The following is an 18,882-nucleotide window of genomic DNA, read 5'->3' as shown; positions in this document are numbered from 1 at the left end:
GTTTGGTTTGGGGATACAGCACTGTGTCCCCATTTTTTTGGAACGATTCCAAATTTTAACATTTTATGAAATATTTAACCAAAGGAACCTCCATTAGCCAATAGTTTTGTACGGATTAATTCTTCCAACACATGCGAAAGCTCATTATCTCAGCGGTGGTAGGCGCTGTTATTATCATTGTCTCATTATATTTTGCCGGGATCATAGCCGGAAGCAAGGATGATAGAAGACCACAATCCCCACGAGTGATCAAAACGGTTTTTGTGGATACTGTGAAGAATGGAACGGTCCCGATAGTCCTGCCGGCGAATGGAAATCTCAAGGCCAAACGAAGGGTTGAACTTTTTTCGGAAGTTCAGGGCGTATTCAGGCCTGGGAGCAAACTTTTCAGGACAGGCCAAGAATATGGGCAGGGGCAAACATTGATTCGGATTGATGCTGGGGAGTACTATGCCAGCGTACAGTCTGCCAAAAGTAATCTTTATAATCTGTTGGCATCCATTATGCCAGACCTGCGACTGGACTACCCAGAGATTCATCCAAAATGGCAGGAATATTTGAACGGTTTTGATTTGGAGAAGACAACGCCGCCATTGCCAAGCATGACCACTGAGAAGGAAAAGTTCTTCATTACAGGCCGTGGGATCATCACCAGCTACTATAATGTGAAGAACATGGAGCAACGCCTGGTCAAGTATACCATAACAGCCCCTTTCCAAGGAGTTTTGACCGATGCCCTGGTAACCGAGGGCACATTGGTCCGTGCGGGTCAAAAATTGGGCGAGTTCATCAATACAGGAGTATATGAGTTGGAAGTCTCCGTTAGCAAAACGTATGGTGACTTTTTAAAAGAAGGCAAAAAAGTGGAGCTGTTCAATCTGAACAAAACCCAAAAGTACGTGGGTGAGGTGACCAGGATCAATGGACGGGTAGATCAAAACTCACAGACCATTACCGCATATATCGAGGTAAGCGGCGACAACTTAAAGGAGGGTCAATATCTGGAAGCCAACCTAGAGGCCAAGGAAGAACCCAATGCCATTGAGATAGACCGTTCCCTTTTATTGGAAAACAATCAGATTTTTGTGGTCCGGGATTCCATACTTGATTTAATTGATGTGAGTCCGGTTTATTTTTCCGATAAAAAAGTAGTGCTTAAAAACGTACCCGAAGGGGAAATTTTTGTCTCCAAAGCTTTGATGGGGGCCTATGCGGGAATGTTGGTGAAGATTTATAACGGAGGAACATCCGAAAAAACCAAATCGTGAGGAAGGTCATCTCTTATTTCATCAAGTATCATGTTGCGGTCAATGTGATTATCGTGGCATTTTTTGTGTTTGGTATTGTTGGGGCACTTTCGCTGAAGTCATCCTTTTTCCCACTCACCGAATCCAAAAATGTGTTGATCACCATTGCCTATCCCGGGGCTTCTCCACAAGAAGTTGAAGAGGGCATTGTGCTCAAGATAGAAGATAATCTCAAAGGGCTCGAGGGGGTTGAAAGAGTAACTTCCACCTCTAGGGAAAACAGTGGTTCCATCAATGTGGAGATCGAAAAGGGAAGGGACATCGACTTTATGCTCCTGGAGGTAAAAAACGCAGTGGACAGGGTGCCCACCTTTCCCGCGGGCATGGAACCTTTGATTGTTTCCAAGTTGGAAGCCGTTAGGCAAACCATAAGTTTTGCAATAAGTGGGCAGGACATTCCACTGGTGACATTGAAACAAATTGGACGTCAGATTGAGAACGATCTAAGGGCCATAGATGGGATTTCGCAGATTCAGGTGGCCGGTTATCCCGAAGAGGAGATTGAGATTGCGGTAAATGAGAATAGTCTTCTTGCCTACAACCTGTCCTTTAGTGAAGTGGCCCAAGCCGTTTCCAATGCAAATATCCTGGTCACAGGGGGAAACATAAAGACAGTAACCGAAGAATACCTGATCAGGGCAAACAATAGGTCATATTTCGGGGACGAGCTTTCCAACGTAGTGGTCCGGGCCGATGCCAACGGTAGAACCGTCAGGCTGAAAGATGTGGCCATCATCCGTGACCGATTTTCCGAAACACCAAACTCCTCTTATTTTAATGGGGATTTGGCGGTAAATGTTACCATTACCAGCACCAATACCGAGGACCTGATAGGCTCGGCCGAAAAGGTAAAGGCCTACATAGCGGACTTTAACCAAAAATACGCCAACGTGCAGCTTGCAGTAGTGCGCGATCTATCAAAAACATTGACGCAACGGACGGAATTGCTAAGGGAAAATGCCATGGTGGGGATGCTGTTGGTACTTGTGTTCCTCTCCCTCTTTCTTAATACGCGGCTGGCATTTTGGGTGGCCTTTGGACTACCGATTGCATTTTTGGGCATGTTCGTTTTTGCACCCATGCTCAATGTAACCATCAATGTCCTATCCCTATTTGGGATGATTATAGTAATAGGTATTTTGGTCGATGACGGTATTGTTATCGCCGAGAATATCTATCAACATTATGAAAAGGGGAAGTCCCCGATACAGGCGGCCATAGATGGAACCCTGGAAGTACTCCCTCCGATCATATCCGCCATAATAACAACCGTGTTGGCATTTTCCATTTTCCTTTTCTTGGATGGAAGAATAGGTGATTTCTTTAGCGAGGTCTCCGTGATCGTTATATTGACACTGGTCGTTTCGTTGATAGAGGCATTGATCATACTTCCCGCCCACTTGGCACACTCAAAAGCATTGCAGCCACAGGAAAAGGGGCCCAAAAAAGGATTGGCCAAGGTATTTTCCAAGCTTCGTCTAATAAATAAGTTCGGGGATAGTGCCATGGGCTACATGCGCGACAAATGGTACGCTCCCACTTTACGGTTTGCTTTGGACTACAAGTTTTTGATGTTTTCCATTTTCTTCATGGCCTTGGTCCTTACTTTCGGATCTATTGGCGGGGGAATTATCAGAACCGCATTTTTTCCAAGGATTGCCAGCGATAGGATTGCCGTGGAACTAAGAATGCCCAATGGCACAAACGAAAAGGTGACCGATTCCATCATCAGTTTGATCCAGGAAAAGGCATATATCGTTAATGAAGAGCTTACCGAGCAATATTTGAGTGGCACGGGCAAGGTGTTGTTCGAAAACATGATAAAAAATGTGGGTCCCGGTTCCTCTGCCGCCACTTTGGAAATAAATTTATTGCCGGGAGAAGACCGCCCGGATGAAATAAGAGCGGATATTGTGACTTCCAGATTGCGGGAGCTGGTAGGCCCTGTAATTGGCGTGGAAAGTTTGATCTATGGTTCTGGGGGAAATTTTGGGGGAGATCCCGTATCCGTTTCCCTATTGGGCAACAATATTGCCGAATTAAAGGCTGCCAAGGAAGAGCTTAAAGCAGCCATGCTCAACAATGCCAATCTTAAAGATGTAACGGACAATGATCCAGCAGGGATCAAGGAAATACGTTTGGAGCTTAAGGAAAATGCCTATCTACTTGGTTTGGACCTGCGCACGGTGATGAATCAGGTAAGGGCCGCTTTTTTTGGAGTGCAGGCACAGCGGTTTCAAAGGGGCCAGGATGAGATACGGGTTTGGGTGCGCTACGACAGGACCAACAGATCGTCCATTGCCGATTTGGATGAAATGCGGATAGTGGCACCCAATGGAGAGCGAATTCCTCTGAAGGAGATAGCCACGTACACCATTGAAAGAGGTGATGTGGCGATAAACCATTTGGACGGGCAGCGGGAGATACAGATCTCTTCAGATTTGACGGATCCAGAGACCACAAGTGGAACCGACGCCATGGCATGGATCAAAAATGAGGTAATGCCGGATATCCAATCCAAATACCCAACCATAATCCCTTCTTATGAGGGCCAGAACAGGGAAGCCAACAAGTTTAGAAACTCACTGCGTTTTGTTGGTCTCACCGTCCTTTTCCTCATTTTTATCACCATTGCTTTCACTTTCAGGAGTTTCAGCCAACCCCTGTTGCTCATACTTTTGGTACCTTTTAGTCTTACTGCGGTTGCCTGGGGACATTGGATTCATGGCTTTCCCTTAAATATTCTTTCACTACTCGGAATTATTGCCCTAATTGGAATCATGGTAAATGATGGTCTTGTGCTTATAGGAAAATTCAACATCAACCTACGGAACGGGATGAATTTCAACGATGCCATTTATGAGGCAGGACGTTCACGTTTTAGGGCCATTTTTTTGACCTCAGTAACCACCATTGCGGGTTTGGCACCGCTGTTATTGGAAAAAAGCCGTCAAGCACAGTTCCTGAAGCCGATGGCCATATCCATTGCCTATGGTATCGGCTTTGCTACGGTCCTGACTTTGTTGATGTTACCTTTGTTCCTCTCCTTCGGAAACAATGTGAAGGTATTGGCCAAAAGACTATGGACGGGTGAGAAGGTCTCCAAGGAAGAAGTGGAAAGGGCAATAAAGGAACAGCATGAAGAAGAACATATGATAGCGGGCACCAAACAGCAACTTAATGGAAATGCCGATACGGCCATGGGTGATGAAACCGCTGCAAAAGTTTTAGAAGAGACAACATAATGAAAAGTATTTTTTCTGCGATACTCCCATTTATTTTGGTTTTTGCACAGTATGGACATGCACAGGAGCAACTTTCCAAGGAAGAGGCCATTGACCTGGTTTTGGAGAATAACCTGGGCATACAAGTGGCAAGGAACATCAATAAGTTTGAAGAGAACAATGCGGGCATACTCAATTCGGGATATTTGCCTACACTCACCGCCAACGCTGGGGGCAATATAGACCGCCAAAACACAGAGGGTATCCTGGCCAATGGGGAGACCCGTACCGCTGACGGGGCGGAAACCAGGAGGTACAACGCCTCCTTGAATGTGAACTATACGCTGTTTGACGGATTGGGACGGTATTACAACTACAAGAGTTTTCAGGAACGCAGCCAGCAATCCGAACTTGAGGTACGCCAAACGATAGAAACCACCATCCTACAGTTGTTTTCTGTCTATTATGAAGTGGCCAGGCTTACGGAGAACACGAACAATCTGGAACAGGCACTGGAAATATCCAAGGACAGGCTCCAACGGGCAAAGTATCAATTTGAATATGGACAAAACACAGGATTGGATGTGCTGAACGCAGAAGTTGATGTAAATGCGGACAGCATCAACCTATTGAACTCCCAGCAGCAGCTCCGAAATACGATGCGGGACCTTAACCTAATTCTCAACAGGGACCTTACCGTCCAGTTCCAGGCGGATACCACGGTGAACTTTGTCCCAGAACTGAGAATGGAAAGCATGCAGAGCGAAGCCAAGGCGAACAATGTACGTCTTCAGATTGCGGAGAAGGGTATTCTAATTAACGAATTGGGCATCAAGGCTGCCAGAAGCGCTTTTTTGCCAACCATCGGGCTAACGGGAAGTTACGGATGGAACGAACTCAATAATAATAGTCCACTGGCCTTCGTGATCCAAAATACCTCCACAGTACTATCGGGTGGGGTGAATCTTACCTGGAACCTGTTTGATGGGGGACAATCCATAACGGGGGTGAAAAATGCCAAAATAGTCATGGAGAACCAGAAATTGCTCAAGAAGCAAATGGATTTGGAGGTAGAACGTGACATCCAGAATGCCTGGGACGCTTATACCAATGCGCTTTTTGTTCTTCAAGTGCAGGAGAAGAATTTACAGACCAACCAAAACAACTTTAAGCGTACCAATGAACGGTATGCACTAGGGCAGGTCACCTCAATTGAGTTTAGGCAGGCGCAACTGAATTTATTGAACGCGGAATTGGCGAAGAGCCAAGCAAAATATAACGCCAAACTGGCCGAATTACAGATGCTACAGATAAGCGGTCAGTTGTTGAATGTAGATTTTTAACCTGACCAAAGGTGCTGGAACATTTCTTTCATTGCCCATATTGTTGGGAGCAAATTTCATTTTTGTTGGACACCTCCGTGCCCCATCAGACCTACATAGAGGACTGCGAAGTATGCTGTAATCCAATAGAGGTTTCCGTAGTTTTTGAAAACGAGGGACTCATGGGGTTTACCGCTGCGCAGTTGGGTCAATAATCCTTTTTTTGATCAATCAAGCGCTAAAAAAGCATAAAGGTTTATAGGGATAATCAAAAAAAAGCGGCCCAGATAGTAACTTGTTCTTGATTTCTAACTTAAAAACAATCCGTATGAGTTACAGCACTAAGAACTATAAATTGCTTATGGGTGTCTGTTTATTTTTTGGTACAGCCATAATGTTTGCGCAGGAAGAGGAACCATCAAAACTTCTGGATTTCTGGGAGGGAACCTGGGAAGTAAGTTGGGAGGAGGCCGAAGGGAAACGTGGCCATGGCAGCAACAAAATTGAAAAAATCCTTGATGGAAAAGTAATGCAAGAGCATTTTGAAGTACTTGGTGGAGGTTCCAAAGGGTTTAAGGGCACTAGCATTTCGGTCTATCAACCAAGGACAGGGGAATGGAAACAGTCCTGGGCAGACAATCAAGGGAGTTTTTTATCCTTCACAGGAGATTTGCAAGGGGATAGAAAAATTTTTCAAACTGAGATCAGCGAGACGGAAGATGGGAAAAAGAATACACAGAGAATGGTGTTCCACCATATTACAGAAGCTGCGATGACATGGGATTGGGAAATATCCACCGATGGAGGGGAAACATGGACGCTCAATTGGCAGATTGATTATAAAAAGAAGAAATGAAAAGAATCTCAATTGTATTTGGGTTGCTTATTATGGTTATCCTGGCATGCAATGAAACCCAACCTAAGGTCAAGGAAAAAGAAGGCCCAAAACATACAGGGTATGGCACATGGAACAAGAATGCCCCGAAGGAAACCATACAGTATGGCCGTTTGGTTGGGATGTGGGACTGTTTGATCACCAATTATCAGAACGACACCATTGTTTCGCAAACCAAGGCAAACTGGGTGTTTAAGTATGCACTGGATGGCTACGCCATACAGGATTTTTGGAAAAATCCCGCGGTATTGGACTCAACAGACCAAAATCAGATAATAGGCACCAATATCAGGATTTTCAATCCACAATTGGATTTATGGCAATGTGCCTGGATGGAGAATCAGGCAAGCTCCATTTCGGGTATTTGGTTGTCCCATCAAACCGAGGAAGATGAAATATTGTTGTACGATGAATCCAAACAATGGCAGATTACCTTTTACAATATTTCAGTAGAAAGTTTTGATTGGAAATGGGAGGTGCGGCAACCGGACGGCACCCTACATATCAACACCACCATTATCGCCAAAAGAAACGAATCGCTTTGATTGGGGCAGGGTAGCGTGACTCTTGCACCGAGTCATACACCATTGGAAATCAAATCTTTTCTGTATTGGGAAGGGGTGGACCCCATTTGTTTTTTAAAGGCTTTATTGAAGGAGACCGTATTGTTGAATCCCGACAAGAAGCCGACTTCGGCCAAATTTATCCGGTCCTTGTTTTTTTCGAGCAGTCGCACTGCTTCTTCCACCCTATACAGATTTATAAAATCAAAGAAGTGCGTATCAAAGTGCTCATTGATAATCTGCGATGCGTGATGTCTTGCTATGCCGAGGGAATCAGCGATATCATCCAATCGGAGTTCCCTGTTCAAATAGGGCTTTTCTTGGACCATTAGATCAAGCAGGTTTTCCTTGAGTTCCTTGGAATAGTTTTCGGACAGCCCTGTTTTCTTATATTTCATGAATGGCACCAAAGCGGACATGGCCTTGCCCTGGAAAATCTGAGGAAAGTTGAAGGCAAAGTACGCTGCGGTCATCACCGAGACACACAGGACCAGTGTAATGAAATAATCCTGTTCCAGCGTCAGGACACCCAAGTAAACCAGCACGTAGTAGGCGATATAGCTTAAAACACAACCCGCATAACAAAAAAGAATGGCCCGGACCCATAGATGGAGGTCTTCGTCCTTGCCAAAAAAGCTATGGAATCGTATACCGGCATAAACACCGTAAAATGTCATTAGTAACAACAAACCAATTTCCAAATAAGCATTTACATGTATAAACTGACCCAAAGTTTTGGTATGGTGAACCTCCAGTTTTTCTTTTGCGGACAGCAAGTGATAAGGAGCGTTAAGGACAAATATGAACAAAAAGGGAATGACATGGATAGAATCCCGAAAAGGCTTTAGCCTGTATCCTTCCACAACATGCTTTAAGTAGAAAAAGAACACTGGGCCAATTAGCGAAAGTGCCAGTACATAGGTAACGTTTATATGTATGAATGGGGACTGATAGAGTTTTCCGGTCCAGAAAAGTACATTATATATGATAAGCCAGCCACACAGGAACATGAATAGGGAAAACATTCTATTGGCATAGGCAAAAGAGCTCTCTTTTTTAAAGAAAAACAGCATGGAAAGCAAAAAGGCTTGAAAGCCCAAAAACATGAAAAATGTTTCCCAGAAAGTCATCTGTCTGTGAATTTACGAACAAAGCAGACTTGAATATAAAACTCTTATCGGGATTTAGAGAATAAACGGGATTTGAAAGCTAACAGCCAACAAGAAAATAGAAACAAAAAGGCCTCACGTTTTCCTGAAGCCTTCTCTTTTTCAGTAGCGGGGACTGGACTCGAACCAGCGACCTTTACGGTTATTAGGTACAATCCGATGAGGCATTTTCTTTTTACAAGGCAATATTGCATCAACAATAGATAAACGAGAAAGGGTTTTGGGTTATTTTGACGTGGCATCGGTATCCCAAAAACGATTTTTTTAATTATGAGCATTTCTATAAAGGAGAACCATTGCTCCCGTTCATTGATCCGTGCACTTTAGTGGCTCCAAGACTTACAAACGTGGAAGGGGACTGCATTCTTAGACCCATACTTGAAGGAAATGTTCTTAGGTATGTCACTGACAATAATGATTCTGCCGATGAAAATGTTGATCCGCAAAATAGCACAGGACCTTATTTACTGGTAGACCGAATTTGTGGCGACTGCACTGTACTGGGAACTGGACAGATTGGTGGCTTTCAGGGGAAAACTTCATGCGATAAGAGTGGACAACGGGCCAGAGTTCACTTCGGCCAGTTTCCATTTATGGTACAGGGAAAGAAATATTGAGATTAAATATATACAACCCAGGAAACCGGTCTAGAACAGCCGTATCGAACGCTTCAACAGGAGCTATCGGCAGGAAGTACTGAACTCTTACCTGTTCGAATCTCTGTCACAGGTAAGGGTGTTGACCGAACAGGGGGTGGAACATTACAATAAAAAAAGGCTCCATGAGGCCCTACAGAAAATAACACTTAAATATCTTTTGAGGAAATATGGAAAAGCCAGCTTTTCCATATCAAATAATGAACTAATTTGTAAAACCTAAATCATAGCTAATCTGGGGGCGCATACAGTTGATTAGAAGTTATTAGTCTTGGCTAAGAGGAATTAAAAAGTTCCTATGCAAGTCTAAGAATTTATCAGATATGAGGCCAAAATCTAACTGCGGTCAACATTAATATTCTTCCATCGCATGATTATATTTACAAAATATGATGTTTACAAAGTTTATATTACCAATCATTTTTGGGGTCGGGTTTCTCCAAGCCATCATTTTAAGTATACTATTGTTTCTTGAGTCAAAGACCAAACCTTTTTTTATGGCCTTACTTTTTATGGCCCTAGGGGTGTTGATAGGAAGCGAATTACTCGATTTAACTGGGATTTATCTTGGTGACGGCTGGTCGACCCTATTTATGGGGCTAGACCTTACATACGGTCCCTTGGTTTGGTTGCTCATTCTTTCCTTTTCAAATAAAAATCGAGGAATTAGAAGCACAGATATTTGGCATTTTGCACCGTTTCTTTTGGTTTTGATATGGTTGAATAGTTCAATGGCAACCAATATTTTCACTGCTCTGCCCAGTGGGAATATGAGCAATGAATTGGCCACCTTTGTGCTTTTAAAGCTATTGCTCATAGCGTTCTACTTGGCGATGCTCCATAAAAAATTAATTCAGTCAAAACATGTCAGAGTACCTGAACGAGTATTCATGGCTTACATAATTTGGTCGTTTACTTTGGTGTTCCTGGTTTCTTATGGAGTTTTTTTTATGATGTATTTTGGATTTTCCGTTTGGATTGATTCAGATTATCTGGCGTGCATCTTGGTTACTTTTTTGGTGTATTTGCTTACTTTTTTGATTTTAAGAAACCCGGACATTTTTTTTCAGAAAAGACCCTTTGGTCCAAAGTATTCGAATTCCAATCTTAAGGAAGAGGATAGTTATTTGCTTCAGATCCAATTGAATAAACTGCTTAACGAACAGCAAGTATTCTTAAATCCTGATTTGACACTATCTGGTTTGGCAGATAATCTAAATGTATCGACCAACATCTTGTCCCAAGTTGTAAACGAGGGGATGGAAAGGAAATTCAACGATTTGATCAACGAATATAGGGTGGAATACATGAAAGGAAAACTTCTTGACCCAAGTGAAAACCACAAAAAGATATTGGCCTTAGCTTTTGAGTCCGGTTTTCAAAGCAAAGCTTCCTTCAATCGAATTTTTAAAAAAATAACGGGCATGACCCCCATACAATTTAGAGAATTGAATAGGTCTCATCCTACAGAATAGGTCGACTCGTAAGAAAGACTTTCATAACATAGCTTGTAATTTGAAAAGCTAAAAATGAAAAGTCTGAAAAAAATAAGTATGGTTTGCCTATTACTTTTAGGTCGCTATGCCAGCCCACAACAATCAGAGCTAGATGCAAAAGCGTGGAGCGAAGATCTTAAGTTTCTAAAGGAATTTGCCGAACAATCGCACTTTAATCTTTTCCACACCATGGAGCTCGATAAATGGGAAAATTCCATTAAAGATATTCTAGAGAATATTCCCAAAATGCAGGATCATGAAATAGTAATGTCCCTGATGAGGTTGTTGGCCATGGTCAAGGACGGACACACAGTATTATATCCGCCTTACGAAGGAGAGCTTGCATTTCACGCCCTGCCCTTGGAGTTTTATTTTTTTGATGACCTTTTATATGTTCGTGCCGCCCTGCCCCAGTATAAAAACTTGGTGGGCAAACAAATACTTAAGGTCGCAGGAGAACCTATAGAGGAACTGCTAGCAAAACTTGAGCCGCACATTAGTAGGGACAACAAATTTCAAGTGCAATGGATTCTCCCTTTGGCATTGCAATATGCGGAGGTCTATGGATTGCTTAATAACAAAACTACCTTTGATGCGGTTGAATTTACCTATCTGGAAGGGGATACTGAACAAACGATATCTGTGGCCAGTGGACCCTTGCAATGGAACCCGATGAGTCCTTTTGCGCCTCCCCATTGGACACAAATGGCAGATGCTGGCAACAACCTTTGGACTAAGAATGCAGCGAACTTTTATTGGTTCGAATATTTGAAAGAAAACAAGATGGTCTATTTTCAGTTCAACAATATTCTTGATAAGGAGGAAGAATCAATAGCCGATTTTGTTGAAAGATTGTTTGGCTTTATTGATAACAATGATGTGGAATCAATGGTTATCGACTTAAGATTGAACAATGGGGGAAATAACTTTTTGAACAAGTCATTGATTCATAAATTGATATGCAATCAAAAAGTAAATCAAAAAGACAAACTATTCGTCATCACGGGTAGACGGACTTTTTCAGCTGCCATGAATCTTGCATCTGATTTAGAACAAGAAACCCATGCCATTTTTGTAGGTGAACCTACGGGTTCCAGTCCTAATTTTTATGGAGAGGAAAATAATTTTCAACTTCCAAATAGCGGATTGATCGGAAGTATTAGCTCAAGATATTGGCAAGGAGGTAAGACTTCCGATGATGACCGAAAATGGATTGCCCCCGAATTATCCGTATTATTGACGGCTGACGATTTTCGGAATGGAGTTGACCCAAGTATGAAAACCATTCTTGAATATTTGGAAAACAAATATTAGTCTTTATTCAACAACTGTTTTGAGTGAGATGGCAACTAGTACAATTCTTTCGGCTCAATATTGTTTGGGAAGAAACGCGCCTTTGCTAAAAAAAGTTAAATGTTATCACTTACGTTCGGCAGGCTTGAAATCCCGATGATAATAGACCTTATTAAAACTGGAAAGGGTAACTTTAAGTAGCGTATTTTTTGATTTAAAAGTTCATTCTCTTTCAGTTGATTGGAATCTAAGGGATTGACTTTTGGACTTAAATTGAATATTTTATTGAATGAACATCTGGGAGAGCACCATTTTGTTTTTTGCGTTTCAATCGTTGCTTTTGGCTTTTTTGATTCTTTTTTCCAAGAAGGGTAAAAAAGAGGCTAAGTGGCTTTGGTTTGCATTCATGTTCTTGTTTTCATATCATATCTTTTATAGCGTGATGTACTGGTCGGAAATCATTCCAGAACTTAATCGAAAACTTAACTATGTCTATTTTATACCCTTGGCTCTTTACGGCCCTCTCTTCTTCATCTATAATCAAATGGTCACCGGCAATTGGAAGCCAAAACCATGGAGGATACTACTTCTATTGACTCCATTGATTTTTGTTTTTTGTTTTTATGGTAAGTATTTCTTTTTGTCTGAATATTTTAGACGGCAATTTCAAAGCCGTCAAGAATTACATGAATATTTGGTCGTCGCCCCAGAGCAGATGGAAAATATTCTTGTAGGCTGTTTGCTTTTTTTTGCAGTTATCTCTTGGTTAAATTATTATAGCCGCATCAGAGGAAAAATGAGAAAAGACAGGTGGTTCTTATATTTGAATGTTTTTTTTATGGGCTTTTCCCTTTCCTGGGCATTATATGCTGTACTTGCGCGAACGGATATTCTGACCAGTAGACAGGACTATATCATTACGATTGCAATGGCACTTTTGGTTGCACTTCAAGGATATTTGGTACGTGAAACGCCAGAGGTACTAATTAATTGGAATAAGTTAAAAAACTTAAAGCTTTTTATAAAATACAGTAAAACAGGAATGTCGGATAGTGTCTCTCTGGAATATAGGAAAAAGTTGATGAACCTTATGGAATTTGAAAAACCCTATCTGAATCCAGAATTAAAACTAGATGACCTTGCGCAAATGCTTGGGATTTCAAGACACCATACATCGCAAGTAATAAACCAACATTTTGACAAAGGATTTTTTGATTTCATCAATGAATATAGGATTGAGGAGGCGAAAAGTATTTTGATAAATGACAAGATGGCAGATGAAGACCCCAACATTATTGAAATATTGTATGCAGTAGGCTTCAACAATAAAGCCAGTTTTTATAAGGCTTTTAAAAAATTTGTGGGCACATCACCAACAAATTATATAAATGACACTCTAGAGACTGCGTAAAAACTTCCCTTTTTTTTATTATAGTAACAAGTCTACAAGAACGAGGCAACAAGTTTACAAGACCCCTTTACATGAAAAGTTATGCCTGTCTAAAAGCTTTCCTTCCCAAAAGAGGTTTTCGGTTCATTGCAGAAAAATATGATTGACAAAATTGACCACCCACAGTTATCATTGCATTGAGGTTATGATTTATTATGCCGGGCCGTTCATCCTTATAAAAAGCAATTACAATGAACTGGCTTATCTCCTGAAATTTCATTTCTAAGTATCATATTCTTTTATAGAATTGAATTAGCTTATTTATCTGACCGATTTTGTATTTAAAAATAATTTTTCTCTGGCAATCTCCTTGAATATCATTCCCTTTAACGAGCTCATATAGTAAGTTCAACATTCTCCTTTTTTCGGGAAGTCTCTTAGTTTCGGAATTATAGTATACCCTTATAGGAAGAATCTTTTCTAAGAATACCATTTCTTTCTTTTACCCCGCAATTGTAAGGTAGGGCGGCGAGAAGTCTTACCAAGAAAGAGACAACCACTGAGTTTTGTTCTCATTTTTGATTTTTGAATTAGCTATCACAACTTTTCCCGCCCACCTTTCTCAATTGCTCTAACTCAATAATTTACTAACGAAACTTTAAACTCTATGAAAGTTAAGAAATTGCTTTGGGCTTTAATGGTTTTCTGTGCGGGAACCATATTTGTAATTGCCCAGCAGAAAACAGTTACTGGTAACGTAACCGACTCCAGTGGATTACCGCTTCCTGGTGTTAATATTGTTGTCGAAAACAGCATTACAGGTACACAGACGGATTTTGATGGAAACTATTCCATAATCACAAGTCAGGGTCAAGTACTGGTTTTTACCTATATCGGACAAAGGGAAGAAAAAAGAACGGTAGGGTCCCAAAACGTTATTAACGTCCAAATGCAGGAAGACGCACAAGCCTTGGATGAGGTAGTGGTCACTGCCTTTGGTATTCAAAGAAATCCAAAAAGTTTAGGCTATGCTGTCAGTAAAGTTCCGACAGCAGATATTCTTGAGAATTCAGAACCAGATGTGCTCCGTTCTTTTGCCGGGAAGGTTCCAGGTGTTAATGTGAACTTTTCAAATGGTGTCGCAGGTTCTGCAAACCAAATAAACATTCGTGGTGCAACCACCCTTGGAAGTGCAAGCCAACCCCTATTTATTGTAGATGGAGTAGCGTATGACAATAGTCAGGTTTCCACTTCAAACCAGACAACTGGAGGTGGAGGTTATGAATCAGGGATTGCTACCTTGGATCCCAACGATATAGCTTCGGTAAACGTTCTAAAAAGTACGGCCGCAGCCGCTTTATATGGATCAAGAGCTGCCAATGGGGTAATTGTAATTACGACAAAGTCTGGTGCCCCAAGAGGATCTACGGGAAACAACAAGCTTAGTGTTGGCTTAAATTCGGGAGTTTATTTTGAAGAAATTGCCAATCTTCCTGAATATCAAAATACGTATGGTAATGGTGTAAATTTTGAATATTTGAATGCAAACGGATCCTGGGGGCCAAGATTTGATTCTCTTGAAACAATCCCCACATGGCCTAATCTGTTGGCAGCCTTTCCAGAACTTGGCCCAACTCAACCATATGTAGCTCAACCAAACAACGTTGAAAGTCTGTTCAGAACAGGATTCGTTTTCGATAATTCCGTGAACCTTTCCTATGGTAATGAAGATGGCAACTTTAGTGTTACCCTGTCGGATTTGAACCAAGATGGATATATCCCTTATAATACCTTTGGCAGAACCTCTATTTCTGCTGGAGGGAACTTCAAGCTTGGCAATAAGATTACTGTAGGAGCTTCTTTGAGCTATAGTGATACGGAACAGGTCGGTGGTTTTTTTGGCGAAAACCAGTTTGCAGGATCTGCCTCATCTTTTGCTAGGGCTTTATGGCTGGGAAGAACATGGAACATGGATCTTCCTTTCACTGATCCTGCTACTGGAGGATCTGTTACACCGAACAATGGATGGGACCATCCACTGTGGTCTTGGAAGAACGACCAAATAATTACCCAGACCAACAGGATAGTTACCAATGTTAACTTCAATTATGCATTCAACAACAACATTTCCGCCACCTACAGGTTCGGTATCAATAGATATGATTTGAGCCGTAAGGAGATTCGAAATATTGGATCTAGAGCAAGTTTGGGAGTGGGTTCTATAACAACGGACGACTTTTTGAATGAAGCCATAGAATCCACTTTCTTGTTGAACTTTGATTATGACCTCACCCAAGATTTTTCCTTGGGGTTAATTTTGGGTAACAACGTGTTGCAAAACTCTCAACAACGGAATGCGATATTGGCAAACACCTTTATCTCACCAGGAATCTTTACAGTTGAGAACAACCTTAATGTGACTTTGGTACAGCCCACACCAACTAACGGAATAGGTTTTGCCAGAAATAGGAATGTAGGGATATTTGGGGATTTAAGTCTAGGATATAAAGATTTTGTGTTTTTGAACGTTACAGGTAGAAATGACTGGAGCTCTACGCTTCCCGAAGGGAACAATTCTTATTTTTATCCTTCCGCAAGCTTGTCATTTATTCCTACCGAAGCATTTGATATTGACAGCAACATAATTACATTCCTAAAGTTAAGAGCTGGTTATGCTTCCGTGGGGAGGGATGCTCCCGCAGAGTTTTTGAACAGAACCTTTGCTGTGGGTAACGCCTTCAATGGTAACCCAGTAATAGGAAACCGAACCGCCCTGGGAGATCAAGAGGCAACCCCTGAATTTACGGATGAGTTGGAAGCAGGCGTTGATTTGGAATTATTTAAGCGCAGGGTGATTATTGATTTTAGCTGGTATAAGAAAATCACCACGGATTTATTGTCACCGGTAAGTGTTCCTACTACCAGTGGTTTTTCCACATTCAACACCAACATTGGGGAAATTCAGAACACGGGGGTTGAAATAGGGCTAAATATTGTACCGATCCAGACCAAGAACTTCAAATGGGATTTCTTCGGGACATTCACTAGAAATGTAAATGAGGTGACCGAATTGGTAGAAGGATTGGACAGAATCCAATTCAATCCCAATGAAGTATCGCACGCCATAGTTGGAGAACCTTTCGGGGTATTTTATGGTACTCGATTTGCAAGGGATGACGAAGGCAATTTTTTAATCAACCGCGCCAGCGGAGGGGTGATAGTAGATTTGGAAAATGGTGTAATAGGCGATCCTAACCCTGACTTTAGGGTAGGTTTGATCAATACATTTTCCTACAAAGGTTTGACGCTCAGAGCCCAGTTTGACTGGAAGGAGGGCGGAGATATTGCTTCTACCAGCATCCAGGCGCTCCTAGGCCGAGGAGTTACCAAGGATACGGAGGATAGGGAACGTACCGTTGTCATCCCTGGTTTTTATGGGGATGGGCAGGGTCCCATTTTAGACTCCAACGGAAACCGGATTCCGAATACTACCCAAGTGGATATAAACGAACTTTATTTCTCACCTGGAGGCGGCTCAACCACATTTGGGCAAAATGCTGTTGATGAAGCAAGAATATATGATGGAACGGTCTATCGCTTAAGAGAGGCCAGTTTAACCTATGATTTTCCATCAAAATGGTTGGACAAAACCCCATTCGGCAGGATGTCCATAAGTGTGCTTGGCAATAACCTGTGGTTTTTTGCTCCGAACGTTCCAAAATACACCAATTTCGACCCAGAGGTAAACAGTTTTGGGTCCACAAGACTACAGGGCGTGGAAATTTCAGCTGCACCAACAGCACAGAGATATGGAGTGAGACTAAACTTAACTTTTTAAAAAAAAAGCATGAAAAAAATAAAATTCTATATGAGCATGATTAAGCGTTTTTGGAAAATCCTTCCGATGATATTCCTATTTATTGGTTGCGAAGACTATCTCGATGTTGATACGGATACTGATTCGCCAATTACCGCACCATTGAATCAATTGTTGCCCAATATCCAGGTTGGATTGGCAAACGTGGGAGATTCCAATTTCTGGAGCGGCGACATTCTTCAAGTGTATGTTCATCAATTTACCGCAAGGGGCGCACAGGACCAATATGGACTACAGGCCAATAGCATTTTAATGCGCAACGAATGGAATGCCATCTATTTGGGATTGACAGACATTGAAACCTTAATTGCCCAATCACAGGAGTCTGGAGATAGGGTTTACTTGGGAATCGCACAGATTATGAAAGCCTATTTACTGACGACCGCGGTTGATATATGGGGCGATGTTCCTTTTTCCGAAGCTACGCAACTTGAAGCTGGTATTATAAGCCCGGTCTTTGACGACCAACAAGAAATATATAGCGTTTGTCTAGGATTATTGGAAGATGGGAAATCCAACGTGGCCAGTGGAGAAGGGTTAAATCAACCAGGTTCGGATGATTTGTTCTATGCTGGGTCCACAGATAATTGGGTCAAGTTTGCAAATACGTTCAAACTGAAGCTCTATAATCAGATTAGATTATCTTCCTTGTTCGATCAATCTGCTCTCAATGCATTGGTAGCGGAGGATAACTTTTTTACTTCTAACACAGATGATTTTCAGTTTACCCATACGGCCAATCAGGCACCTACCGATGAACGGAACCAAATGTTCATAAACGCTTACGGAGGGGCACAGGTGACAAAATATGCCAGCCCTTGGTTCTATGAGATATTGAAAGGTGTCAACCCAAATGTCCATAATGGAAATCCAGATCCTAGATTACCCTATTATTTCGTAAATCAACTATTGCCCGGCCAATTTCCACGAGATCAGGGAAATGCCGAAACAGGTAACCCCAATGCTGACTACTGGGATGCCTCAACAGGATTCTTTTCGATTCGTTTTGGTAGTATTGGCCCCTATAGGGACAATGCTGTTGAAGGCGATGCCACTTTTCCAGGAATATTTCCGTGTGGAGGCAGGTACGATGATGGTCAAGGGTTTGCCAGAACAATCAACAGTGGAACTGGTGTTGCTCCCAGAAGAATTCTAACATATGATGAATTTCTATACATTCAGGCTGAGTTGATGCATGTGGGATTATTACCTGGAGATTCAAGGGCAAAGCTAAGGGAAGCCGTGGAGGCAAGTTTTGCCAAGGTGGACCAGGTTGTGGCCGGTACCGGGACGACCCAGACAGTTCCAATGCTTTTCGGTTCCGCTGCTGTTACGTCATTTATAGATGGCATAATGGCCGAATTTGATGCTGCCGATAATGAAAAGCAGTTTGAAATCATAATGACCCAAAAATGGGTAGCCACTTTCGGAGATTCATTGGACCAATATGCTGATTACAGACGTACGGGGTATCCTATTTTGGCCGAACCTTTGGGGGCACAGTCCCCAGAATATCAGCTCGATAATGGTGATGGGTTCCTGCTGAATGATGCGGAGACAGTACAAGACAACCCGTATCAAATCTCCATCTTTTGGCCAGACACAGAGTTAAATCTTAACCAAAATGCGCCTGATCAGAAGAATCCGGCCACGTATAACATTTTTTGGGATAACTAATTAACAGATTAAG

Annotated in this window: 14 protein-coding genes; 13 read left to right on the top strand and 1 reads right to left on the bottom strand. The window is 42.0% G+C overall.

Annotated features, from left to right (window positions below; translation table 11 throughout):
• Positions 1–131: 131 nt before the first annotated feature.
• From K7G75_RS00460 to K7G75_RS00435, 6 genes are all read left to right on the top strand, one after another.
• Complete coding sequence (locus K7G75_RS00460; RefSeq protein ID WP_222981634.1) at positions 132–1,268, top strand: efflux RND transporter periplasmic adaptor subunit; 1,137 nt, start codon at positions 132–134, stop codon at positions 1,266–1,268.
• Positions 1,265–4,552 carry an efflux RND transporter permease subunit gene (locus K7G75_RS00455; protein ID WP_222981633.1) on the top strand — a complete coding sequence of 1,096 codons (3,288 nt, stop codon included), beginning with the start codon at positions 1,265–1,267 and terminating at the stop codon, positions 4,550–4,552. The genes K7G75_RS00460 and K7G75_RS00455 overlap by 4 nt, the downstream gene beginning before the upstream one ends.
• On the top strand, positions 4,552–5,874 hold the full coding sequence (locus K7G75_RS00450; RefSeq protein ID WP_222981631.1) for a TolC family protein: 1,323 nt from the start codon (positions 4,552–4,554) through the stop codon (positions 5,872–5,874). Before K7G75_RS00455 ends, K7G75_RS00450 begins: the two co-directional genes overlap by 1 nt.
• Before the next feature lie 11 nt (positions 5,875–5,885).
• Positions 5,886–6,068: a CPXCG motif-containing cysteine-rich protein gene (locus tag K7G75_RS00445; protein WP_222981630.1), complete on the top strand. Its 183-nt coding sequence runs from the start codon at positions 5,886–5,888 to the stop codon at positions 6,066–6,068.
• A gap of 113 nt (positions 6,069–6,181) precedes the next feature.
• Positions 6,182–6,709: a hypothetical protein gene (locus K7G75_RS00440; protein WP_222981629.1), complete on the top strand. Its 528-nt coding sequence runs from the start codon at positions 6,182–6,184 to the stop codon at positions 6,707–6,709.
• Positions 6,706–7,293, top strand: a complete 588-nt coding sequence (locus K7G75_RS00435; RefSeq protein WP_222981627.1) for a hypothetical protein — start codon at positions 6,706–6,708, stop codon at positions 7,291–7,293. Before K7G75_RS00440 ends, K7G75_RS00435 begins: the two co-directional genes overlap by 4 nt.
• A gap of 32 nt (positions 7,294–7,325) precedes the next feature.
• Here K7G75_RS00435 and K7G75_RS00430 read toward each other — a convergent pair whose 3' ends face one another.
• Entirely contained in the window at positions 7,326–8,441 is a 1,116-nt protein-coding gene (locus K7G75_RS00430; RefSeq protein WP_222981625.1) for a helix-turn-helix domain-containing protein, read from the bottom strand.
• Between the two features lie 522 nt (positions 8,442–8,963).
• Here K7G75_RS00430 and K7G75_RS14880 point away from each other — a divergent pair.
• The 7 genes from K7G75_RS14880 (at position 8,964) to K7G75_RS00395 (ending at position 18,869) form a co-directional block, all read left to right on the top strand.
• Entirely contained in the window at positions 8,964–9,131 is a 168-nt protein-coding gene (locus K7G75_RS14880; RefSeq protein ID WP_470300072.1) for an integrase catalytic domain-containing protein, read from the top strand.
• Between the two features lie 9 nt (positions 9,132–9,140).
• The gene (locus K7G75_RS14855; RefSeq protein WP_222983424.1) at positions 9,141–9,359 is read left to right on the top strand and encodes a transposase; all 219 of its coding nucleotides are present in this window, start codon (positions 9,141–9,143) and stop codon (positions 9,357–9,359) included.
• Positions 9,360–9,633: 274 nt separating this feature from the next.
• On the top strand, positions 9,634–10,611 hold the full coding sequence (locus K7G75_RS00415; RefSeq protein WP_222981621.1) for a helix-turn-helix domain-containing protein: 978 nt from the start codon (positions 9,634–9,636) through the stop codon (positions 10,609–10,611).
• A gap of 54 nt (positions 10,612–10,665) precedes the next feature.
• Positions 10,666–11,946, top strand: coding sequence for a S41 family peptidase (locus tag K7G75_RS00410; RefSeq protein ID WP_222981606.1), 1,281 nt, complete (start codon positions 10,666–10,668; stop codon positions 11,944–11,946).
• A 319-nt stretch (positions 11,947–12,265) separates the two neighbouring features.
• Positions 12,266–13,336 (top strand): helix-turn-helix domain-containing protein, encoded by a 1,071-nt coding sequence (locus tag K7G75_RS00405; RefSeq protein ID WP_222981604.1) that lies wholly within the window; start codon positions 12,266–12,268, stop codon positions 13,334–13,336.
• A gap of 646 nt (positions 13,337–13,982) precedes the next feature.
• Positions 13,983–17,153, top strand: coding sequence for a SusC/RagA family TonB-linked outer membrane protein (locus tag K7G75_RS00400; protein ID WP_222981602.1), 3,171 nt, complete (start codon positions 13,983–13,985; stop codon positions 17,151–17,153).
• Positions 17,154–17,162: 9 nt separating this feature from the next.
• Positions 17,163–18,869 (top strand): SusD/RagB family nutrient-binding outer membrane lipoprotein, encoded by a 1,707-nt coding sequence (locus K7G75_RS00395; protein WP_262420209.1) that lies wholly within the window; start codon positions 17,163–17,165, stop codon positions 18,867–18,869.
• Positions 18,870–18,882 lie beyond the last annotated feature (13 nt).

It is taken from the genome of Flagellimonas meishanensis (assembly GCF_019880545.1).
In the GTDB taxonomy this organism is placed as follows: domain Bacteria; phylum Bacteroidota; class Bacteroidia; order Flavobacteriales; family Flavobacteriaceae; genus Flagellimonas; species Flagellimonas meishanensis.
This window is presented reverse-complemented; position numbering and strand designations above follow the sequence as displayed.

Coding starts and splice junctions, on each gene's coding strand:
- K7G75_RS00410 (WP_222981606.1), top strand. CDS start 10,666: ATGAAAAGTCTGAAAAAAATAAGTATGGTTTGCCTATTACTTTTAGGT.
- K7G75_RS00415 (WP_222981621.1), top strand. CDS start 9,634: ATGGCCTTACTTTTTATGGCCCTAGGGGTGTTGATAGGAAGCGAATTA.
- K7G75_RS00395 (WP_262420209.1), top strand. CDS start 17,163: ATGAAAAAAATAAAATTCTATATGAGCATGATTAAGCGTTTTTGGAAA.
- K7G75_RS00430 (WP_222981625.1), bottom strand. CDS start 8,441: ATGACTTTCTGGGAAACATTTTTCATGTTTTTGGGCTTTCAAGCCTTT.
- K7G75_RS00440 (WP_222981629.1), top strand. CDS start 6,182: ATGAGTTACAGCACTAAGAACTATAAATTGCTTATGGGTGTCTGTTTA.
- K7G75_RS00400 (WP_222981602.1), top strand. CDS start 13,983: ATGAAAGTTAAGAAATTGCTTTGGGCTTTAATGGTTTTCTGTGCGGGA.
- K7G75_RS00450 (WP_222981631.1), top strand. CDS start 4,552: ATGAAAAGTATTTTTTCTGCGATACTCCCATTTATTTTGGTTTTTGCA.
- K7G75_RS00460 (WP_222981634.1), top strand. CDS start 132: ATGCGAAAGCTCATTATCTCAGCGGTGGTAGGCGCTGTTATTATCATT.
- K7G75_RS00435 (WP_222981627.1), top strand. CDS start 6,706: ATGAAAAGAATCTCAATTGTATTTGGGTTGCTTATTATGGTTATCCTG.